General features: G+C 54.8%; 15 protein-coding genes and 1 riboswitch. Of the genes, 10 read left to right on the top strand and 5 right to left on the bottom strand.

Annotation, left to right across the window (positions count from 1 at the left end; translation table 11 throughout):
• Positions 1 to 463 precede the first annotated feature (463 nt).
• The 4 genes from KDD30_RS01240 to KDD30_RS01225 all read right to left on the bottom strand — a co-directional run bounded on the left by KDD30_RS01240 (position 464) and on the right by KDD30_RS01225 (position 5,466).
• Positions 464 to 2,284 (bottom strand): long-chain fatty acid--CoA ligase, encoded by a 1,821-nt coding sequence (locus KDD30_RS01240; protein ID WP_211647017.1) that lies wholly within the window; start codon positions 2,282 to 2,284, stop codon positions 464 to 466.
• A gap of 273 nt (positions 2,285 to 2,557) precedes the next feature.
• A complete protein-coding gene (leuO, locus tag KDD30_RS01235; protein ID WP_211647016.1) occupies positions 2,558 to 3,523 on the bottom strand; it encodes a transcriptional regulator LeuO in 966 nt (321 codons plus the stop codon).
• Positions 3,524 to 3,844: 321 nt separating this feature from the next.
• On the bottom strand, positions 3,845 to 4,954 hold the full coding sequence (locus KDD30_RS01230; RefSeq protein WP_211647015.1) for an MJ1255/VC2487 family glycosyltransferase: 1,110 nt from the start codon (positions 4,952 to 4,954) through the stop codon (positions 3,845 to 3,847).
• Positions 4,951 to 5,466: a phosphatase PAP2 family protein gene (locus KDD30_RS01225; protein ID WP_211647014.1), complete on the bottom strand. Its 516-nt coding sequence runs from the start codon at positions 5,464 to 5,466 to the stop codon at positions 4,951 to 4,953. Before KDD30_RS01225 ends, KDD30_RS01230 begins: the two co-directional genes overlap by 4 nt.
• A 438-nt stretch (positions 5,467 to 5,904) precedes the next feature.
• Between KDD30_RS01225 and leuA the strand changes: the two genes are divergently transcribed.
• The 8 genes from leuA to thiQ all read left to right on the top strand — a co-directional run bounded on the left by leuA (position 5,905) and on the right by thiQ (position 15,226).
• Positions 5,905 to 7,458 carry a 2-isopropylmalate synthase gene (leuA, locus tag KDD30_RS01220; RefSeq protein ID WP_211647013.1) on the top strand — a complete coding sequence of 518 codons (1,554 nt, stop codon included), beginning with the start codon at positions 5,905 to 5,907 and terminating at the stop codon, positions 7,456 to 7,458.
• Between the two features lie 2 nt (positions 7,459 to 7,460).
• Positions 7,461 to 8,552, top strand: coding sequence for a 3-isopropylmalate dehydrogenase (gene leuB / locus KDD30_RS01215; RefSeq protein WP_211647012.1), 1,092 nt, complete (start codon positions 7,461 to 7,463; stop codon positions 8,550 to 8,552).
• A gap of 26 nt (positions 8,553 to 8,578) precedes the next feature.
• Entirely contained in the window at positions 8,579 to 10,018 is a 1,440-nt protein-coding gene (gene leuC / locus KDD30_RS01210) for a 3-isopropylmalate dehydratase large subunit (protein WP_211647011.1), read from the top strand.
• 18 nt (positions 10,019 to 10,036) lie between these two features.
• A complete protein-coding gene (gene leuD, locus KDD30_RS01205) occupies positions 10,037 to 10,639 on the top strand; it encodes a 3-isopropylmalate dehydratase small subunit (protein ID WP_211647010.1) in 603 nt (200 codons plus the stop codon).
• Between the two features lie 124 nt (positions 10,640 to 10,763).
• Positions 10,764 to 11,564 carry a DUF547 domain-containing protein gene (locus KDD30_RS01200; RefSeq protein ID WP_211647009.1) on the top strand — a complete coding sequence of 267 codons (801 nt, stop codon included), beginning with the start codon at positions 10,764 to 10,766 and terminating at the stop codon, positions 11,562 to 11,564.
• A gap of 93 nt (positions 11,565 to 11,657) precedes the next feature.
• A riboswitch (TPP riboswitch) is annotated at positions 11,658 to 11,779 on the top strand.
• Between the two features lie 138 nt (positions 11,780 to 11,917).
• Positions 11,918 to 12,874, top strand: a complete 957-nt coding sequence (gene thiB / locus KDD30_RS01195) for a thiamine ABC transporter substrate binding subunit (protein WP_249199254.1) — start codon at positions 11,918 to 11,920, stop codon at positions 12,872 to 12,874.
• A gap of 16 nt (positions 12,875 to 12,890) precedes the next feature.
• Complete coding sequence (gene thiP, locus KDD30_RS01190) at positions 12,891 to 14,498, top strand: thiamine/thiamine pyrophosphate ABC transporter permease ThiP (RefSeq protein WP_211647007.1); 1,608 nt, start codon at positions 12,891 to 12,893, stop codon at positions 14,496 to 14,498.
• 14 nt (positions 14,499 to 14,512) lie between these two features.
• Positions 14,513 to 15,226 (top strand): thiamine ABC transporter ATP-binding protein, encoded by a 714-nt coding sequence (gene thiQ / locus KDD30_RS01185; protein WP_211649413.1) that lies wholly within the window; start codon positions 14,513 to 14,515, stop codon positions 15,224 to 15,226.
• A gap of 14 nt (positions 15,227 to 15,240) precedes the next feature.
• Here thiQ and KDD30_RS01180 read toward each other — a convergent pair whose 3' ends face one another.
• Positions 15,241 to 16,617, bottom strand: coding sequence for a PhoH family protein (locus KDD30_RS01180; RefSeq protein ID WP_211647006.1), 1,377 nt, complete (start codon positions 16,615 to 16,617; stop codon positions 15,241 to 15,243).
• A 286-nt stretch (positions 16,618 to 16,903) separates the two neighbouring features.
• Between KDD30_RS01180 and rapA the strand changes: the two genes are divergently transcribed.
• Both rapA and rluA read left to right on the top strand, forming a co-directional pair.
• The gene (gene rapA, locus KDD30_RS01175) at positions 16,904 to 19,819 is read left to right on the top strand and encodes an RNA polymerase-associated protein RapA (RefSeq protein ID WP_211647005.1); all 2,916 of its coding nucleotides are present in this window, start codon (positions 16,904 to 16,906) and stop codon (positions 19,817 to 19,819) included.
• A 101-nt stretch (positions 19,820 to 19,920) separates the two neighbouring features.
• Positions 19,921 to 20,613, top strand: coding sequence for a bifunctional tRNA pseudouridine(32) synthase/23S rRNA pseudouridine(746) synthase RluA (gene rluA, locus KDD30_RS01170; RefSeq protein WP_211647004.1), 693 nt, complete (start codon positions 19,921 to 19,923; stop codon positions 20,611 to 20,613).
• Positions 20,614 to 20,840: the final 227 nt, after the last annotated feature.

Below are 20,840 nucleotides of genomic sequence, written 5' to 3'. Positions count from 1 at the left end.
CCGGGTTACGTCAGATAACCGAACGGGTCTGTCCGAAGATTCGCAGCCAGACGGGCTGCAGCAGGGAGAACAGGACCAGCAAAAGTCAGCGATACAGACGGGTATAACATAGTTAGGGCTTATCTTTAGCCTAAAGAAATCCAGTGTTTTTCGTACTATGCGGCTACGGTGGATGTTCCCATCCGTAGTACCCACAGCCAAAATAGCCTGTTTTCACCGCTGGCGTCTATTCCCCTCAGGCACTTCGTGGTTATTTTCTGTACTGAACCCAAATCGCCCTATGATTCGCCAACAACAAGCATATCAATAGTGGAATGGACTGAAATGAGCCCTATCGGTCTACATATCTCACGAAGAAAACCATCCTTTTGAGCAGTGAGCCAGTAAAAAATCTTAAAAAAGAGGCAGGAAAATCGGTACTCAGACAGTGACCGGGGCGGCCACTGTCCGAAAAAAGAAGGCATTAGTGTTGCGGCGGCTCTTTGCGCTGACTCTCGGTATACATATCTTCGATTTGTTTGTGGTAACGCTCCAGAATCACTTTCCGGCGCAATTTCTGGGTTGGGGTCAGCTCACCTTCATCCATCGAAAACGCTTTGGGCAGCAGGGTAAATTTCTTCACCTGCTCAAACTTGGCCAAGTCTTTTTGCAGCTCCGCAATCCGCTTCTCCACAAACGCCAGCATCTGACTGTTTTTCAGCAACTCCAAGCGGTTCCGGTACTGGATATTCAGCTCACGGGCGTGATTTTCCAGCGTTTCAAAACAAGGGACCACCAGCGCAGAGACAAATTTTCTGGCATCTGCGACCACGGCGATCTGCTCAATCAGATTGTCTTTCCCGATTGCGCCTTCAATCACCTGAGGCGCGATATATTTACCGCCTGAGGTTTTCATCAGCTCTTTGATGCGGTCGGTAATATAAAGATTCCCCTGTGCATCAAATTCACCGGCATCCCCGGTTTTGAGGAAGCCATCCTGAGTGAAGTTTGCGGCTGTCTCTTCCGGCAGCTTGTAATATCCCCGCATCACCATGGGACCGCGCACCAGAATTTCATTGTTGTCGCCAATTTTCACTTCCGCGCCCGGCATCAGAGTCCCGATGGAGTCGGCATTGAACGCCGTATCATCCCAGCAGGACACGGTCGCGGTGGTTTCCGTCATGCCGTAACCCAGCTTCACATTGATGCCGATTGCATGGAAAAAACGACCGATGCCTGCATCCAGTTTGGCCCCGCCGCACGGCATGAATTTGATCTGCCCGCCGAGCACATCGCGCAGTTTCGACAAAACGAGTTGATCGGCGGCCCGGTGCGCCAGTTTCAGCACGGCTGAAGGACGTTGCTGCTGCTGACGGCACTGCGCCATGCGGTTTCCGATCGCAATCGCGCTGTGAAACAGCGCCCGGCGGTGGAGCGGTGCTTTAGCTACCTTGGTTTGCACCGCGCCATAAATCTTCTCGTACACTCTGGGCACGGCCGACATGACATTGGGCCGCACTTCGACCAGCGCCTCACGCACGGCATTGGTGTCAGTCAGATAGCAGTTCACCCCACCGCGGTGTAATACGTAAAACGTCCAGGCCCGCTCAAACACATGTGATAACGGCAGGAAGCAAAGGGATACATCCCCTTCTGCCAGCGCCAGACGCTGATCATGCCCGTCAAGCTGCGCGGCAAAATTGGCGTAATCCAGCATCACCCCTTTTGGCGTGCCTGTCGTACCCGAGGTGTAAATCAGGGTCAGCAGATCATCCATCCGGCAGTCGGCCAGACGCTGCGCCAGTTCGGATTCATCCGCCTGCACTGCCTGAGCCAAAAATTGCGCGTAACCACAAACCCGTGCATCTTCCACAGCATCACAGTTGCCCTCCAGCAGTACAATGTGCGCCAGTTGCGGACATTCATCGGCAACCTCAAGCGCCGCATCCAGCTGGGCTTGCTGACCGACAAACAGAATTTTTATATCCGCATTGTTGATGATATACCCCGCCTGCTGAGGCGTACTGGTGGGATAAATCGGCACCGTGACTCCCCGCAGGAACAACGAGGCCAGATCGGCGATGGTCCAGCGCACCATGTTGGGTGCGAAGATCCCGACTTTATCCTGTACATCAATCCCCTGAGCCAGCATCGCCAGAGCCAGCTGACGCACCTGATCGCCCAGCGACTGCCAGCTGAGATCCTGCCACTTGCCATCCTGTGAATAGCGAAGCGCGGTTCGTTCGCCCAGACGGGCAATTTGCTGCTGAATGCGGTGGACAATGTGATACTTGCGTTGTGACATAAACTGCTCTGCCATGTGATGAGCGTACAGATGTGCGCTGAAGAAGCGGCAAGTCTACTGAAGGAGCGAAAAAAGGCAACCAAAGCGCACAGCCTTTGCAACAGAATGCCGGGTGGCGCTCACACTTCCGGGCTTTGCGGGGAAATTCTGATCCCTATCCGCTTGCAAACGCAGGAGAAAATCGGGGAGCAGAAAAAAGAAACGGCCGTTTTTATCTCCAAAAGGCAGAGAGAAAAAGGCCGATTTCTGCAGGTCAGCGGGCGTGTTCAGCCCTTACTGTTTTTCGCAAATCTCTTCTTCACAAATCGCCAGCACCTGCTCACGCAGCCACTGATGACCTTTGTCTTTTTGCGACGAATCATGCCAACTCAGATAGCCACTGATTGTTTTGCCTTCAAAGGGCAGTGTCAGCATTTGCAACGACAGATTCTCTGCCATCGATTCCGCCAGCCATTTCGGCATCACGGCAATCAGATCAGACTGGCCGACCACATACATCATGTTACTCAGGCTACTGCCCTGATAAGCCACCTGGCAATTCGGTGATTGTGCATACACCGCTTCCGCAAAACCGCGTGCACCCGGCACAGGTTTGAGAGAGGCGTGTTTTTCTTCCGCAAAAACATCCGCACTGAGGTTGCCCTGAATCCGCGGATGATTACCCGCCGCGACCACCACCAGCTCGTCTTTAAAGATTTCTGTGGATGAAAAACCCGGTTCGTCAAACCGCAGGTAATCAATCACGAAATCCAGATCCTGATACCGCAGCTTTTCGGCTGCATCACTGTCAATGCCCGCTTCCAAAGCCACCTGTGCTTTGGGCGCAACCTGACTTAACTGACGCAGGATATTCGGCGCAAATCGCATATCCAACGGACTGCACACCGCCAGTCGGAACATCCGGTTCGATGTTTCCGGCAGGAAAGTGGCCGAAGGTAATTCATTTTTGACTAACTGCAACGCCTGTCTGATCGGTCCAAATAACTGCTTTGCCCGAACCGTTGGCTGGATTCCCCGTCCATGGCGGACAAACAACTCATCGTCGAATGTCGTCTTCAGTCGGGCTACGGCATTACTCACCGCAGGCTGAGACATCCCCAGATTATGTGCTGCGCGTGTGATGTTCTGCTCTTGCATCACCGCATCAAAAACTGTCAGCAGGTTTAAATCAATATTCCGCAGGCTTGAACCCATGGAGATATTCTCTGCTGCTTGGAAAGACATTCCTCTACGCGCCATTTCTGACCTCTTCTTCGAATCATTCAGAGAGCCGAGCTCCCAGCGTCAAAGGGCAACATGCCCTAACATACCCATTAGAAAACTGGGGATATTCAGTATCATTGAAAAGATTGATGGCACCAATACCGTAGAAGACATCAATCCGGCTCTAAGGGTATGAAAGAAACCAATATTGAACGATTGTCCAAAGGAAAACAAGCAGATAAAGCCTTTCTAAAAATATCTAAAAGGATATAAAACAGTATTACCAAATATACAGATCAATAGGTTAGAGGATTTGAGAGGCCTGACTCCACGCAAAAGTCAGGCGTAAAGGCAGGATCAATAAGTTCCAGTGATTAATGATTTCAGCCCGGATGTGCTAGCATTCATGTCCAGATCTCTGATTGTTTCCAGCACAGGTTCAGGAAAGCTGATCGGGGCCCACAATGACTGGCATAAGGCTTCCGGCGACTGAGGCTCACCAGCCAGCAGCCACTCGGCCACAGCCATGGCCACATCCGGCCAGACGACCTGACCCGGTGAATGACTGGCCAGCCAGTTTCGTAAAGCCGCGGTATCCAGCGCATGCATACAGGCAGCCAGACCCATCAGCTCCAGCGTCGCCACATTACTCATCTGTTCATATTGCCCCTGAAGCGGTTTCAGCAGCAGTTTTTTCCCCAGCGCAATCGCCTCGGATGGCAGTTCAAAGCCGCCATTGGCAATCACGCCATCGCACATGGCCAGTCGCTGATGAAAACCGGTTCGGCTCAGAGCACGAACATTAACGTTCTCTTGCTGATAATCCGTTTTTACCGACGGGTGATAGCAATAGAAACTGACCTCGGAAAACCGGTTCAGCAAGGCCAGCACCTGCTGTAACTCTTCGAAAGGCAGGTAAACCAGCACAGAACCATCGGTCTTCTGCGGTGCCTGCGGCTGAGGCACGATGGGCGGCAGAATGGGAGCGCCAAAGTGATACCAGTGCAGCCCCAGCTGCTGATCGGTTGGGGCAAAATAACGGATCAACTTGCGATCCAGCCAGCCTTCTCCCGACTTGGGCACATCAAATAAAAACGCACTCTGATGACTCAGCCCCAGTGACCGGACCCCCTGACGCCTTGCAGCCCAGGCAGAAACCGGCTCAAAATCATTCAGCACCAGATCATAGCCCCCGAGATCCAGAGCCTTCACTTCGCGCCAGACATCCCTCAGCGAATTCTCACGAAAGGTTTTCCATTGATTGACCTTGCCCTGCTCCGTGACAAAAGTCAGGCCGGTCGAGGTACGGTAATCCCCAAAACAATCCATATCGAAATAGTGATCGGCCGATCGGCCAGAGAAGTGAAAATCAACACTGACACCCAGTTGTGTAAACGCCCGGGCCATTTCCCGCGCCCGGGAGATATGGCCGTTGCCCGTCCCCTGAACGCCGTAAAGTATCTTCATATCGCCCCCTTGACGACATCAAAACACATCATGCCCAGCAAAGCGCCGGCCACAATGTCCGTAATAAAATGCACCCCCAGCAGCACGCGGGAGAATCCGATCAGGATAGCCCAGGGCCAGACCAGCCAGGCCGCTGCCGGGTAAAACGTGGCAATCAGGGAGGCCATCAGAAAAGCCGCCGCTGTATGGCCGGATGGCAAGCTGTATTTGTCAGAAGGTTTGATAAAACTGGGCAGCTGTGCCGGGCGGTTACGTTTAAAGGTATTTTTCAGCAACAGGTAGATGGGCAATTCCAGCAAAAAAGCCAGCAGGCCAATAGCCAGAACCAGCCCGCCCTGCTGGCGGTCAAACGCCCACGCCAGCAAGCCGAATATCACATACAACGGACCGTCACCGGACCGGGACACCAAACGGCTGAGCGTCGCCACCGGTTGATTGAAGCGGTGACACAAGCACACACTGGAAAAGGCATAATCAAAACGCTGAATGGGTGCCAATACAGTCACTGTCATAGCACAATTCTCCTTTGAACCTATGTCATCACATTAGGAAGCAGATATGACATCCGGGTGACGATTTCGAGGAAGGATAATGACAATGGCCTGAGGTGTGGCTCGATCCTCCAATTTCAGGCCGAAAACACTGCTTTGAACTCATCGGTCCAGACCCTTGAATGAATAAAGATTCAAGAAAGGCTTGACGCTTGTCTGCACAATCTGATATTCCTTTGGTCAACAACACAGCGGATACTTAAAATGCAAACACAAATCACCCTCCTACTCAGCCTACTCCTTCTCGTGAATCGTCGCGTGGGTAGCTGATGGGTGAAATTCACCGCTAAAGTTTCAGACAAACCCGCGCCTGGCGCGGGTTTTTCGTATCAAAGGCCCGGCGAACAGGACGCGACCAAGCCATAATCAAAGACAGGCAGGCCAGAAAAGGAAGCAATCATGAACAACGATCAGGTCATCATCTTCGACACCACGTTACGTGACGGCGAACAAGCGTTATCCGCCAGTTTAACTGTGAAAGAAAAACTGCAAATTGCATACGCGCTGGAGCGGCTGGGCGTGGATGTGATCGAAGCAGGCTTCCCGGTCTCTTCGCCGGGCGATTTTGAATCGGTGCAGACCATTGCCCGGCACATCAAGAACAGCCGTATCTGTGCCTTGTCCCGTGCCGTCGCGAACGACATTGATGTCGCCGCCGAATCGTTAAAAGTTGCCGAAGCCTTCCGAATTCATACCTTCATCTCCACCTCCACCATTCATGTTCAGGACAAACTGCGCCGCAGCTACGATGATGTCATCGAAATGGGTGTGGCCGCCGTCAAACGTGCCCGTCAGTACACGGATGATGTGGAATTTTCCTGTGAAGATGCAGGCCGGACCCCGATTGATAACCTGTGCCGCATGGTTGAAGCCGCGATCAAAGCCGGTGCCACCACAGTCAATATCCCGGATACCGTGGGCTATACCCTGCCCAACGAGTTTGGCGGGATTATCACCCAGCTGTTTAACCGGGTGCCGAACATTGATAAAGCCGTGATTTCTGTTCACTGCCACGACGATCTGGGCATGTCGGTCGCCAACTCTATGTCAGCCGTTCAGGCCGGTGCCCGCCAGATTGAAGGCACCATCAACGGTATTGGTGAACGCGCGGGTAACTGTGCGCTGGAAGAGATCGCCATGATCATCAAAACCCGCGCCGAATTCCTGGGCGTCAGCACCCAAATCAAGCATGAAGAAATTTCCCGCACCAGCCGTCTGGTCAGCCAGTTGTGCAACATGCCGATTCAGTCCAACAAAGCCATTGTCGGTGCCAATGCCTTCAGCCATTCCTCCGGGATTCATCAGGATGGCATGCTGAAGAACAAGAACACCTACGAAATTATGACGCCTGAGTCGATCGGTCTGAAAAATCAGGCTCTGAATCTGACCAGCCGCTCCGGCCGTGCTGCCGTGAAGAGCCACATGGACACCATGGGCTACACCGAAGGCGACTACAATCTGGACACCCTGTACGCCGATTTCCTGAAACTGGCCGACCGCAAGGGTCAGGTATTTGATTACGATCTGGAAGCCCTGATGTACTTCGCCAACCTGCGCGAAGAAGACGATTTCTACAAACTGAACTACCTGAGCGTCCAGTCCGGCAGCGTCGTTGCCACCACCAGTATCAAGCTGCAATGCGGTGAAGAAGAAAAATGCGAAGCGGCGGTCGGAAACGGCCCGGTTGATGCGCTGTACCAGTGTATTTACCGTTTAACCGGCTATGAGATCGTGCTGGAGAAATTCGAACTGACGGCCAAGGGTGAAGGGGAAGACGGTCTGGGTCAGGCCGATATTATTGCCAATTATAAAGGCCGTAAATACCACGGCACCGGTCTGGCAACCGACATTGTGGAAGCCTCTGGTCAGGCGTTGCTGCATGTGATCAACAGCATCCACCGCGCCGAACAAATCGAAGAAATTAAACAAAAAGCTAAAATGGAGACTGTATAACCATGGCAGGTCAAAGCTATCAAATTGCTGTGTTACCCGGCGACGGGATTGGCCCGGAAGTGATGCAACAGGCGCACAAAGTCCTGAACGCGATCGAGGAAAAGTTCGGTTTCACACTGGCCCGCGAAGAATTTGATGTCGGTGGCATTGCCATCGACAATCACGGTTCCCCGCTGCCAGCGCATACCCTGAAAGGCTGTGAAGCCGCCGATGCCGTGTTGTTCGGCTCGGTCGGCGGCCCGAAATGGGAACACCTGCCAGCCAATGACCAGCCTGAACGCGGGGCACTGTTGCCACTGCGCAAACATTTCCAGTTGTTCTGTAACCTGCGTCCGGCCCAGATCCACAGCGGCCTGGAAGCTTTCTCACCCTTGCGAGCCGACATTTCCGAGCGCGGCTTTGATATCGTGGTGGTCCGTGAACTGACGGGCGGCATTTATTTTGGTCAGCCGAAAGGCCGGGAAGGCGAAGGGGCGATGGAAAAAGCCTTCGATACCGAAGTCTATCACCGCTACGAGATTGAACGCATTGCCCGCATCGCGTTTGAATCTGCCCGCCTGCGTCGCAAAAAAGTCTGCTCTATCGACAAAGCCAACGTGCTGCAAAGCTCCATTTTATGGCGCGAAGTGGTCGAGCAGATCGCCAAAGATTACCCGGATGTCGAACTGAGCCATATGTACATCGACAACGCAACCATGCAGCTGATCAAAGATCCGTCCCAGTTTGACGTGATGCTGTGCTCCAATATTTTCGGCGACATTATTTCAGACGAATGCGCCATGATCACCGGTTCCATGGGCATGCTGCCTTCTGCCAGTCTGAATCAGGACAAATTCGGTATGTACGAACCTGCCGGTGGTTCTGCCCCGGATATCGCAGGTAAAAACATCGCCAACCCGGTGGCACAGATTCTGTCGGCGGCGCTGATGCTGCGCTACAGCCTGGGTGAAGAAGAAGCGGCACGCGCCATTGAGCAAGCCGTCTCTCAGGCACTGGAAGCCGGGGAACTGACGGCAGATCTGGCAGGCAGCCGTCCGGCCCTGTCGACCGATGCCATGGGCGACAAGATCGCAGCCTATATCCGTCAGGCGTAAGCTGAACCACGAGGAGCAAACGAGCAATGTCAAACACAACAACATCAGCCAAAACGCTGTACGAAAAAGTTTATGACGCCCACGTGGTTGTGGCCGCTGAAGGTGAAAACCCGATCCTGTATATCGATCGTCATCTGGTCCATGAAGTTACCTCACCACAGGCGTTTGACGGCCTGCGTGAAAAAGGCCGCAAAGTCCGCCAGACCGGCAAGACGTTTGCCACCATGGATCACAATGTGTCCACTCAGACCAAAGACATCAAAGCGTCCGGCGAAATGGCACGGATTCAGATGGAAACCCTGGCAAAGAACTGCGAAGAATTCGGCGTCACCCTGTACGATCTGAACCACAAATATCAGGGCATCGTCCACGTCATGGGGCCTGAACTGGGGATCACGCTGCCGGGCATGACCATTGTCTGCGGTGATTCTCATACCGCTACCCACGGTGCATTCGGATCGCTGGCGTTCGGCATCGGCACCTCGGAAGTAGAGCATGTGCTGGCCACTCAGACCCTGAAACAGGCCCGCGCCAAAACCATGAAAATTGAGGTCAAAGGCCAGGTCGCTCCGGGGATCACGGCAAAAGACATTATTCTGGCCATCATCGGCGAAACCACGGCAGCCGGCGGTACCGGTTATGTGGTCGAGTTCTGTGGTGAAGCCATCACTGATCTGACGATGGAAGGCCGGATGACGGTCTGTAACATGGCGATTGAGCTGGGTGCCAAAGCGGGTCTGATCGCGCCGGATCAAACCACCTTTGATTACATCAAGGACCGCAAGTTTGCCCCGACCGGTGCCGATTTCGACGCTGCCGTGGCCTACTGGCAAACCCTGAAGTCGGATCCGGACGCCCGGTTCGACAAAGTGGTGACGCTGGATGCACAAAGCATCAAACCTCAAGTCACCTGGGGCACCAACCCGGGACAAGTGATTGCTGTCGATGCACCGATTCCGGCACCGGAAAGCTTCAGCGATCCGGTCGAGCGCGCTTCTGCAGCCAAAGCACTGGCGTATATGGGTCTGGAAGCCGGGAAAAAGCTGGCTGATTTTCCGGTTGATAAAGTTTTCATCGGTTCGTGCACCAACTCTCGCATCGAAGATATGCGGGCCGCGGCAGCCGTCGCGAAAGGCCGCAAAGTCGCAGCCAATGTTCAGGCGCTGGTCGTCCCGGGTTCTGAACAGGTGAAAGCGCAGGCGGAAAAAGAAGGTTTGGATAAAATCTTCATCGAAGCCGGTTTTGAATGGCGTCTGCCGGGTTGCTCCATGTGTCTGGCAATGAACAACGACCGCTTGGGTCCCGGGGAGCGCTGCGCGTCCACCAGTAACCGGAACTTTGAAGGTCGTCAGGGCCGTGATGGCCGGACTCATCTGGTCAGTCCCGCCATGGCTGCTGCTGCAGCCTGTGCCGGTCACTTCGTGGATATCCGCGAGCTGGACCAAGCAACCGTCGCCACCGCCTAACAGAGAAGGAAGAAAACCATGGCAGGAATCAAACAACATACCGGACTGGTGGTGCCGCTGGATGCCGCAAACGTCGACACCGACGCCATCATACCTAAGCAGTTTTTACAGAAAGTAAACCGGATTGGGTTTGGCAAACATTTGTTCCATGACTGGCGTTTTCTGGACGATGCCGGTGAGCAGCCAAATCCGGAATTTGTCCTGAACTACCCGCGCTATCAGGGGGCAAGCATTTTGCTGGCCCGTGAAAACTTCGGCTGCGGGTCGTCTCGTGAGCACGCCCCATGGTCGCTGGCGGATTACGGGATCAAAGTCATGATCGCGCCGAGCTTTGCCGACATTTTCTACGGCAACTCGATCAACAACCAGATGGTCCCGGTTCGCCTGACCGAAGCTGAAGTCGACGAACTGTTCCAATATGTCGAAGCCAGCGAAGGCGCGGAGATCACGGTCGATCTGGAAACCATGACGGTCACCGCCAATGGCAAATCGTATTCGTTTGAAATCGACGCGTTCCGCCGCCACTGCCTGCTGAACGGTCTGGACAACATCGGGCTCACGTTGCAGCACGAAGATAAAATCGCAGATTATGAAAGCAGGATCCCGGCATTTCTGGCCTGATCGCCCGTCTTTCTGATTGACGCTGACACCCTGCTCCGGCAGGGTGTTTTTTTACCCCAGATTTCAGAAAGAATCCGTGCGCATCACGGTCTGTTGGGTATCGCTCACTGACAAAGGTGTTCCCATGATTCTTCGCCGGCAATCTGTTCTCACATTCCTCTTGTTGGGTTTTCTCAGCCTGAGTTTCCCGGCTTTCGCCGCCCCCAAGGCTGATCTCTGGCCGTTCTGGCAAGCCAGTCAAACCCAGAGCACAAAAACAGTTGATCATGGCGCATGGCAACACCTGCTGGATCATTATCTGGTTGTGGCACCGCAACAAACCCGTTTCCGTTATGCCGCCGTGACGACAGCCGATAAAGTTGTGCTGAACGGTTATCTGAACACCCTGACGGCGGAAGATCCGCGCCAGCTGAACCGAAATGAGCAGTTTGCTTACTGGGTGAACCTCTACAACGCACTGACGGTGAAGGTGATTCTGGACAACTATCCGATCAGCTCAATCACCAAACTGGGCGGTTTCCTCAGCTTCGGTCCCTGGGATGAAAAGCTGATCACCATTGATGGACAGCAGTTGTCGCTGAACGATATCGAGCACAGAATTCTGCGGCCAATCTGGCAGGACAAACGCATTCATTATGTGGTGAACTGTGCCAGCCTGGGTTGTCCGGATCTGCTGCCGAAAGCAATGAACGCCAGCAATCTCAACGCGCAGCTCGAAGCCGCTGCCACACGCTTCATCAACAGCCGCAAAGGCGTTCAGGAATCCGGTGGAAAAGTCCGATTATCCTCGATTTATGACTGGTATCAGTCTGACTTCGGTGCGCTGCCAGACTTACAACAGCACCTGAACATGTATCGTGAACAACCCGTCACTCTGAACAAACCCGTATATGACTACGACTGGCGGCTCAACGAAGCCCGCTGATCCCGCAAGATACTGTGTCTGACCTTGGGTCAAACCTTTGGCCAGACGCAGCATTGTGGCTGGCAAAGGTGCGCAGCCCCGTTTACAATGAGAGCCGTTCTCATGGGGAGTCATCCGACTGAGATCGTGTTATTCGCCCATCACGGGAGAATACACGGGACCCATCGAACCTGAACCAGGTCATGCTGGCGTAGGAATTGAGAAACGGAAAGCACCTGATTGCAATTTGCCGTGTCTTTCCGGGACAAACCGCCCACTCACTCGACGCCGCGCCTTCTTGAAGAAATTGGAATTCCCTGCCCGTCAGGACTCAGGAGCGCTTTGTGAAACACCTCATTACCGCTTTACCTTTCATGGTTGCAGCAACTTCAGCGGCCGCCGCACAACCCACCTTAACCGTGTATACCTACAGTTCGTTTACTGCCGACTGGGGACCAGGTCCGGCCATTGAAAAAGCGTTCGAAAAAGAATGTGGCTGCGACCTGAAGTTTGTTGCGCTGGATGATGGCGTCTCTATCCTCAACCGGGTTCGCCTGGAAGGTAAAGGGACCAAAGCAGATGTTCTGCTGGGCCTGGACAACAACCTGATGACCGAGGCTAAGAAAACAGGCCTGCTGGCCACCAGCACTATAGATACTTCAGCCGTGACCATTCCGGGTGGCTGGAAAGACGATACCTTTGTTCCTTTTGATTACGGTTATTTCGCCTTCATCTACGACAGCGAAAAACTGAAAAATCCCCCCAGCAGCCTGAAAGAGCTGGTGACACGCGAAGATCTGAACCTGATTTATCAGGATCCGCGCACCTCTACGCCGGGTCAGGGTCTGATGCTGTGGGTGAAATCCGTTTATGGCGATCAGGCAACCCAAGCCTGGCAACAACTGGCGAAGAAAACCGTCACCGTCACCAAAGGCTGGTCTGAGGCCTATAACATGTTCCTCAATGGTGAAACGGATCTGGTGCTCTCGTATACCACTTCACCGGCGTATCATCTGATTGCCGAGAATGAAGACAAGTATAAAGCTGCCAATTTCAGCGAAGGACACTATATGCAGGTTGAAGTCGCAGCCAAGCTGAAAAACACCCAAAACAACGCGCTGGCCGATCAGTTCCTGAACTTTATTCTGACGCCTGGATTCCAGTCTGAGATCCCAACAGGCAACTGGATGTATCCGGTGACGAATCAGGCCCTGCCGGAAGGCTTCAGCACGCTGACGCGTCCGGCCAAATCGCTGGAGTTCAGCGCAGATGAAGTCGCCAAAGAGCGCAGAACCTGGGTCCGCGAATGGCAAACCGCACTGACTCAGTAATCGTATAGGTTTTCTCTTGTTACTTTCCCGTTCCAGCCTGCCCGGCGTGATGAGTGCCGGGCTGATTTTGATTCTGGTCGGCGGGGCGCTCAGCGCCCTGCTCGGACAAGCCACGGCATTACACCCGCTGGCCCTCTGGCAGGACCCCTATCTGCGCCATGTCACTGCATTCAGCTTCAAACAAGCGCTGCTCTCGACCCTGCTGAGTGTCATCCCTGCAATCCCTGTCGCTTACGCCCTGTCGCGGCGGCGGTTTCCGGGCCGATCTCTGCTATTGCGACTGTTCGCGATGACCGTGGTGCTGCCAGTGCTCGTAGCTGTATTTGGCTTGCTGGCGATTTACGGCAACAGCGGCCTGCTGGCACAAGGGCTGGCCGGGCTGGAGATGAAACTCCCGTTCAGTATTTATGGTCTGAACGGGATTTTGCTGGCGCATGTCTTTTTGAATCTGCCGCTGGCCTGCCGGTTACTCCTGCAAAGTCTGGAAGGCATTCCGGCGGAGCAGCATCAGCTTGCTGCGCATCTGGGAATGAAAGGCTGGCCGCTGTTCCGGCTGGTTGCCTGGCCCCGGTTGCGTCAGCAATTGCCGCAGGTGGCAGGGCTGGTCTTTATGCTGTGCTTCACCAGTTTCGCGGTCATTATGTCGCTGGGTGGCGGTCCGAAAGCAACCACGATTGAACTGGCCATTTATCAGGCGTTGCGCTACGACTTCGATCTGGCTGCCGGGGCTATGCTAGCGCTGTGGCAAATGCTGCTCTGCTGCGCGCTGGTTCTCTTCAGCCAGCGCTTTGCCCGACCGCTGGCAACCCTGAGTGGCCGGGTTCAGCAAGGCCATCCGAATTATCTCGACAGCCGGGCGGCCCGCATTTGGGATACCCTGTGGATTGGTCTGGTGCTGCTGCTGGTGCTGCCACCGATGCTGGCCGTACTGGGGGCTGGTCTGAACAGCCAGCTCCCGCAACTGCTGACAACCCCCGCGCTGTGGCAGGCTGTGACTCACTCGTTGCAGATCGCGGCGCTGGCGTGTGTGCTGGCACTGGTCAGCGGCATTGCGATTCTCTGTGCCAGCCGCTTCTGGCGCTTGCAGCGCTACCGCTGGTCTGCCGACGGACTGGAACTGATCGGCACCATTATTCTGGTGACGCCGGGACTGGTGATCAGTACCGGGCTGTTTCTGCTGCTGCGCGAATTCACCGATGTCTTCGCCTCGGCTTTCTGGGTGGTGGTCGCCGTCAATGCGCTGATGGCGCTGCCCTATGTGATCAAAACCCTCAGCCAGCCGATGCTGCATCTGGCCCAGCAGTACAATCCGCTGTGTCAGAGTCTGGGCATGCGCGGGCTGTCCCGGTTATATCTGGTCGAGTGGCGGGCACTGCGCAAGCCGATTGCGCAGGCAATGGCGATCAGCTTTGTGTTATCACTGGGTGATCTCGGCGCCATTGCTCTTTTTGGCAGTCAGGACTTTCAGACCCTGCCTCTGTATCTGTTCCAGCTGATGGACAGCTATCAGATGGATGCGGCAGCCGTGGCTGCCCTGCTGCTGCTTCTGCTCAGTCTGGGGATTTTCACCCTGGTCGAAAACCTGCTGCTTTCACGAGCCGCGACCACCTCTTCTACGGATTAATCAGAATGTCTCCGATGCTGTCTCTCTCCCAACTCAGCCACTGCTATCGCCACGGCAATCAGGAACCCATGACCCTGTGCTTTGATCTCGAAGTCAGTCAGGGCGAGATTCTGGCGGTGATCGGCCCGAGCGGTGCCGGAAAAAGTACGCTACTGGCGATGATCGCAGGGTTTCTCAAACCCGACAGCGGCACGCTGCACATCAATGGCCAGCCAATCCACCAGCAGTCGCCCGCGGATCGTCCTCTGTCGATCCTGTTTCAGGATCACAACCTGTTCCCGCACCTGAGTGTGTTCGATAACATTGCGCTGGGGATCCATCCAGGGTTAAAACTCAGCCCGGCAGACAAAGCTCACATCACAGCCGCCGCGGAACGGGTGGGCATCGCTCAGTACCTGACCCGTCTGCCAGAACAACTGTCCGGCGGCCAGAAACAACGGGTGGCGCTGGCGCGCTGTCTGGTGCGTCATCGGCCGCTGTTGCTGCTGGATGAGCCTTTTTCTGCGCTGGATCCGGCGCTGCGACAGGACATGCTGACTCAAGTCGCCAATCTCGCCAGAGAAGATGGGATCACTGTGCTGATGATCACCCACAGTCCGGAGGATGCCGTCAAAATTGCCGATCACTGTGCTTTTGTCGATCAGGGGCGGATTCAGGTGTGTGGCCCCACCCGGCAGGTGCTGGGTGAGGCATCGAATGAAAGATTGAAGCAGTATCTGGGACGCTGAGTCCCGTTCTGGTATTACAGATTCTCTTCGGCAAATTCTGCCAGACGACTGCGAACCACGCCATTGAGGTAGATATTGGCGCTGCCCTCGAAATTTTTAAATCGCTCGACGATATAGGTTAGGCCTGATGTAACAGGCGACAGGTAAGTGGAGTCGATCTGCGCCAGGTTCCCGGAACAGACCAGCTTGGTGCCTTCACCACAGCGGGTGATGATGGTCTTGATTTGCGACGCGGTCAGGTTCTGACACTCATCCAGCAACACAAAGGCATTCTGGATCGAGCGGCCGCGCATGAAGTTGATGGATTTAAACTGGATATTGGCTTTCTCGAAGATATATTTCATCGAGCCGTCCGTGCAGACATCGTGCTTGTGCAGTGCCTCCATGGTGTCTGTCACAGCAGCCAGCCAGGGCATCATTTTCTCTTCTTCCGTCCCCGGCAGGAAGCCGATGGACTCGGCAATGTCCGGCGTATTCCGGGTGACAATGATCTTGTCGTACATGCCTTTTTCGATCACCTGTTCCAGCGCGGCAGCCATCGCCAGAATGGTTTTACCGCACCCCGCAGGACCGGTCAGAATCACCAGATCAATATCCGGATCGAGCAAAGCATCCATCGCCATGCCCTGATAGATATTTTTCGGATGGATTCCCCACGCCTGACGGTGCATCAGCCGCTCGTGTCCCAGATCTTTCAGGGTGACGTTTTCACCGTCCAGCTCCTGAATCCGTGCAGCAAAATCCGTATCTTCATCAATCAGATACTGATTGACGAATGGTGTATCAAACAGTTCCTGTGGCAGCGTATGCAGCGTGGAGCGGCCACGTTTTTCAGAATGACATTCCCCCACGCGTTCCCAGAAGCTGCCCGGATAACGGTGGAACCCTTTGGTCAGCAGACTGACATCGTCAATCAGCTGGTCGGAACGATAGTCATCGACATACAGCACCCCGGCGCCTTTCGCACGCAACCGCATGTTGATGTCTTTGGTGATCAGCACCACTTTACGTGGCGCATAATGGTTTTGCAGGTAGAGCACCCCATTGAGGATCCGGTTGTCACCGGCTTTATCCGCAAAGGCATGGACCGTTTCGTGAATTTCGTAATCCGCGAAAATGGCGATACGTCCTTTGTGGTCACCTTCGGTCGGCAGTGGGATCCCGGCAGAGATCTGCTCTGGTGTCGCATCGTGAAAGATTGCTTCCAATGCTCGGATGGCAACCCGGGCATCACGGGCAACATCCCGTTTGCTGTCTTTGATTCGGTCCAGTTCTTCCAGAACTGTCATGGGTATAACTACGTCGTGCTCTTTGAAGGAGTAAATGGCGAGGGGTTCATGTAACAGGATGTTGGTATCAAGTACAAAGACTTTCCTAGCGGCATCGTCCATAGACGTCTCCTTGTTCATCAGAGATAGCCATTGCCGTCGGCTATCATTGTTAAGCGTAAACCCGCTTTTCATTAATGACCGCAAAAAATGAAAATATTGTGACAATTTTCTCACTGTCTCAGCCCGTCACTTAGCCCGTGACCTGGCTCCCATCATGCAGTACCATTAGCCCCCTTTTTTCCGGCGCCATTTCTGGCTTACACTTAATTTCAGTGTAGTCGATAACAATACCGCCGCCGGATAGACATTCTCCAAAATTTCAAATATTTAGAAGGTTTTCTCCACTATGCCATTTGCTTTGGGTCAACGCTGGATCAGTGACACGGAAAGTGATTTAGGGTTAGGAACCGTGGTCGCGCTTGATGCGCGTACCGTTACCCTGATGTTTGCAGCAAGCGAAGAGAATCGCGTTTATGCGCGCCATGATGCACCGGTTACCCGCGTCATGTTCAACACCGGCGATCTGGCTGAAAGTCAGGAAGGCTGGTCGCTCAAGGTCGAGCAAGTGGAAGAACAGCAAGGGGTGCTGACCTATTTCGGGACCCGCTCGGACACCGGGGAAGAAAACGTAGCACTGCGCGAGATCTTCCTGAGCAATCAGATTCGCTTCAACAAACCTCAGGACAAACTCTTTGCCGGTCAGATTGACCGGATGGATCGCTTCGCCCTGCGTTACCGTGCCCTGACAAATCAGCATGAACAGCATAAAAGTCCGTTGCGTGGCCTGTGCGGGATGCGTGCCGGTTTAATCCCGCATCAGCTGTTCATTGCCCATGAAGTGGGCCGCCGTTTTGCACCGCGTGTGCTGCTGGCTGATGAAGTCGGCCTGGGGAAAACCATTGAAGCCGGGATGATCATCCATCAGCAGGTGCTGTCCGGCCGTGCGGAACGCATACTGATTCTGGTCCCGGAAACCTTGCAGCACCAGTGGCTGGTCGAGATGATGCGCCGATTCAACCTGCATTTTTCTATCTTTGACGAAGAACGCTGTGTGGAAGCCATTGCTGATGCCGCCAACCCCTTTGATACAGCCCAGTATGTGCTGTGTTCTCTGGATTTCCTGCGCAAAAGCAAGCGCCGTTTTGATCAGGCGCTGGAAGCCGAATGGGACTTACTGGTCGTTGATGAAGCACACCATCTGGTGTGGGATGAAGACAAACCGAGCCGCGAGTATCAGGTCGTCGAAGCACTGGCCGAGACCACACCAGGCTGCCTGCTGCTGACCGCAACCCCGGATCAGCTGGGCCATCAGAGCCACTTTGCCCGCCTGCGCCTGCTCGACCCGGATCGTTTCTACGACTACGACGCGTTTCTGGAAGAAGAACGCCAGTACGCCCCCGTGGCTGATGCCGTGTCTGAGCTGCTGGCCGGAAAACAACCGGATGATGCTGCCCGTGACACCCTGATCCGTCTGCTGTCGGAACAAGAGATTGCCCCGCTGCTGGACACACTGACCGGCGACAGCGAAGCAAGCGAGCAGGCTGCGGCCCGACAGGAGCTGATCGACAGCCTGATGGACCGTCACGGCACCGGCCGCGTGCTGTTCCGAAATACCCGTTCTGCGGTTCAGGGGTTCCCTGCGCGCCATCTGAATCTGTATCCGCTGGCCATGCCAAGCCAGTACAGTACGGCAATGCGTGTGGCCGGAATGATGATGGGCAAAGTCAGCGAAGAAGAAAAAGTCCTGAAACTGCTCTATCCGGAAGATATCTATCAGGAATTTGAAGGCAGTGCCGCGACCTGGTGGAACTTCGATCCGCGCGTGAGCTGGCTGCTGGACTTCCTCAAAGCCAACCGCAACGAAAAAGTACTGGTGATCTGTTCCCGCGCACAAACGGCGCTGAATCTGGAACAGGCGCTGCGTGAAAAAGAAGGCATCCGTGCCACGGTGTTCCACGAAGGCATGTCGATTCTGGAACGAGACAAAGCAGCGGCTTATTTTGCGCAAATCGAAGACGGGGCGCAGGTGCTGCTGTGTTCTGAAATCGGGTCAGAAGGCCGCAACTTCCAGTTTGCCAACCAGCTGGTGATGTTCGATCTGCCAAACAACCCGGATCTTCTGGAGCAGCGGATTGGCCGTCTGGACCGGATCGGTCAGCAGCGGGATATCGAAATTCACGTCCCGCATCTGCAAGGCACCTCGCAGGCCCTGCTGGCACACTGGTACAACGAAGGACTGAACGCTTTTGAAGAAACCTGTCCGACGGGCCGTGCTGTTTATGAAGCCGTTCAACCGCAGTTGATCAGCCTGCTGGCAAGTGAGAATCACAGCCCGGAAGCGCTGGATGAACTGATCACCGACAGTGCCCGTCTGCATTCTGAACTGCGCAGCAAGATGGAACAGGGCCGAGACCGGTTGCTGGAAATCCATTCCAACGGCGGTGATGCAGCCCGGGCGCTGGCAGAAAACATTGCGTCCAAAGACGGAGATACCAATCTGGTCACCTTCGCACTGGGCCTGTTTGATACCGTCGGCCTGAATCAGGATGACCGCGGAGAAAACGCCCTGGTGATCACACCTTCGGAACACATGATGGTTTCCAGCTATCCGGGACTGCCCCACGACGGCTGCACCATTACGTTTGACCGCGAAACTGCGCTGTCCCGGGAAGACATGCATTTCATCAGCTGGGAGCACCCGATGATTCAGGGTGGCATCGATCTGCTGCTGTCCGAAGGCGTCGGCACCACAGCCGTTTCACTGCTGAAAAACAAAGCACTTCCGGCAGGAACCCTGCTGCTGGAACTGGTTTACGTGGTGGATGCTCAGGCACCGAAGCAGTCCGGCATTGGCCGCTTCCTGCCGCACACGCCGATCCGCATCCTGCTGGATGGCAAAGGGAACAACCTGTCCGCTCAGGTTGCCTTTGAAAGTTTCAACCGTCAGCTGAGCCCGGTGAACCGTCACCTGGGCAGCAAGCTGGTGAACTCGGTCCAGAAAGAAATTCATGCCCTGATTGCTGCCGGTGATCAGATGGTGGAAAGCGAGCTGGACAAAGTCCGACAGGCCGCTCAGCAGGACATGGAGAGCACGCTGGGGGCAGAACTGGCCCGACTGCAGGCGCTGAAATCTGTGAATCCGAACATCCGTGACGATGAGCTGGAACTGCTGCAAAGCCAGATTCAGAACCTGACCGGTTACATCAGCAAAGCTCAGATCCAGCTAGACTCGCTGCGTCTGATTGCGGTCAGCCACAACTGATCACAGCCCGTCTGACCACCTCACAGGGCAGTGGGATCTCCCGGCTGCCCTGTGATACTATCGCGCCCGCCGCTTCTGCGTTCAACCAGAGAAAACTGAGCATGAATCCCTTACCGCCACTGGCCTATCACCCGCCAACGGATCCCTGGCTCGACGTCCTGTATGTCGACCGCGATATTATTGCTGTCAATAAGCCTTCCGGCCTGCTGTCCAATCCGGGACGGGATCCGGCGCATGCCGACAGTGTGATGAACCGGGTGCTGGCCGAATATCCCAAGGCACAGATTGTCCATCGGCTGGACATGGCAACATCCGGACTGATCATACTGTCACTCAACAAAGATGCAGAACGTCATCTGAAAGCCCAGTTTCGCGATCGCCAGACCGAAAAAGTGTATTACGCACGGGTCTGGGGCACGCCGGAACCCCAGCAAGGCACCGTTGATCTACCGCTCATCTGCGACTGGCCGAACCGGCCGATGCAGAAGGTCTGTTTTGAAGACGGCAAACCCTCGGTGACGCACTATGAGGTGCTGGAAAGCGACGGACAGAGCAGTCTGGTCCGGTTGCGTCCGGTGACGGGCCGTTCCCATCAGTTGCGGGTCCACATGCTCGCGCTGGGTCATCCGATTCTGGGAGACGGGTTTTATGCGCATGAAGAAGCCAAAGCACTGGCCCCACGCCTGCAACTGCATGCGGCTGAGCTGAGCTTTTTCCATCCGTACACCCAAGAACCGCGTCATCTGTTCGCCCCCTGTGACTTTTTCCCGGACGCGCCTGAGCGCAGCCTCTGAGACCGGATCGGAGTCACTCTCATTCACTGAGTGACTCTCTGTCTTCTGTCCCTCATCCACTCTCCCTCTGAAACGTTAACCCCGTCGCACGATGACCTTCGCCTGATGGCTCAGGTCTGAAATCGGCATAAAAGCCCGAATACATCAATATTTACCGGATACGCCTCTTCTACACTCGTGTCATCCCGGTTCCCGCAAGAGCCGAATCACGAGGAATGCCCGCAAAC

It is taken from the genome of Photobacterium sp. GJ3 (assembly GCF_018199995.1).
Classification (GTDB): domain Bacteria; phylum Pseudomonadota; class Gammaproteobacteria; order Enterobacterales; family Vibrionaceae; genus Photobacterium.
This window is presented reverse-complemented; position numbering and strand designations above follow the sequence as displayed.

Excerpts from the sequence above, each read along its gene's own strand:
- KDD30_RS01230 (WP_211647015.1), bottom strand. The coding sequence starts at position 4,954 with ATGAAGATACTTTACGGCGTTCAGGGGACGGGCAACGGCCATATCTCC.
- leuD (WP_211647010.1), top strand. The coding sequence starts at position 10,037 with ATGGCAGGAATCAAACAACATACCGGACTGGTGGTGCCGCTGGATGCC.
- rapA (WP_211647005.1), top strand. The coding sequence starts at position 16,904 with ATGCCATTTGCTTTGGGTCAACGCTGGATCAGTGACACGGAAAGTGAT.
- leuA (WP_211647013.1), top strand. The coding sequence starts at position 5,905 with ATGAACAACGATCAGGTCATCATCTTCGACACCACGTTACGTGACGGC.
- leuB (WP_211647012.1), top strand. The coding sequence starts at position 7,461 with ATGGCAGGTCAAAGCTATCAAATTGCTGTGTTACCCGGCGACGGGATT.
- KDD30_RS01240 (WP_211647017.1), bottom strand. The coding sequence starts at position 2,284 with ATGTCACAACGCAAGTATCACATTGTCCACCGCATTCAGCAGCAAATT.
- KDD30_RS01180 (WP_211647006.1), bottom strand. The coding sequence starts at position 16,617 with ATGGACGATGCCGCTAGGAAAGTCTTTGTACTTGATACCAACATCCTG.
- KDD30_RS01225 (WP_211647014.1), bottom strand. The coding sequence starts at position 5,466 with ATGACAGTGACTGTATTGGCACCCATTCAGCGTTTTGATTATGCCTTT.
- KDD30_RS01200 (WP_211647009.1), top strand. The coding sequence starts at position 10,764 with ATGATTCTTCGCCGGCAATCTGTTCTCACATTCCTCTTGTTGGGTTTT.
- leuC (WP_211647011.1), top strand. The coding sequence starts at position 8,579 with ATGTCAAACACAACAACATCAGCCAAAACGCTGTACGAAAAAGTTTAT.
- thiB (WP_249199254.1), top strand. The coding sequence starts at position 11,918 with ATGGTTGCAGCAACTTCAGCGGCCGCCGCACAACCCACCTTAACCGTG.
- rluA (WP_211647004.1), top strand. The coding sequence starts at position 19,921 with ATGAATCCCTTACCGCCACTGGCCTATCACCCGCCAACGGATCCCTGG.
- thiQ (WP_211649413.1), top strand. The coding sequence starts at position 14,513 with ATGCTGTCTCTCTCCCAACTCAGCCACTGCTATCGCCACGGCAATCAG.
- leuO (WP_211647016.1), bottom strand. The coding sequence starts at position 3,523 with ATGGCGCGTAGAGGAATGTCTTTCCAAGCAGCAGAGAATATCTCCATG.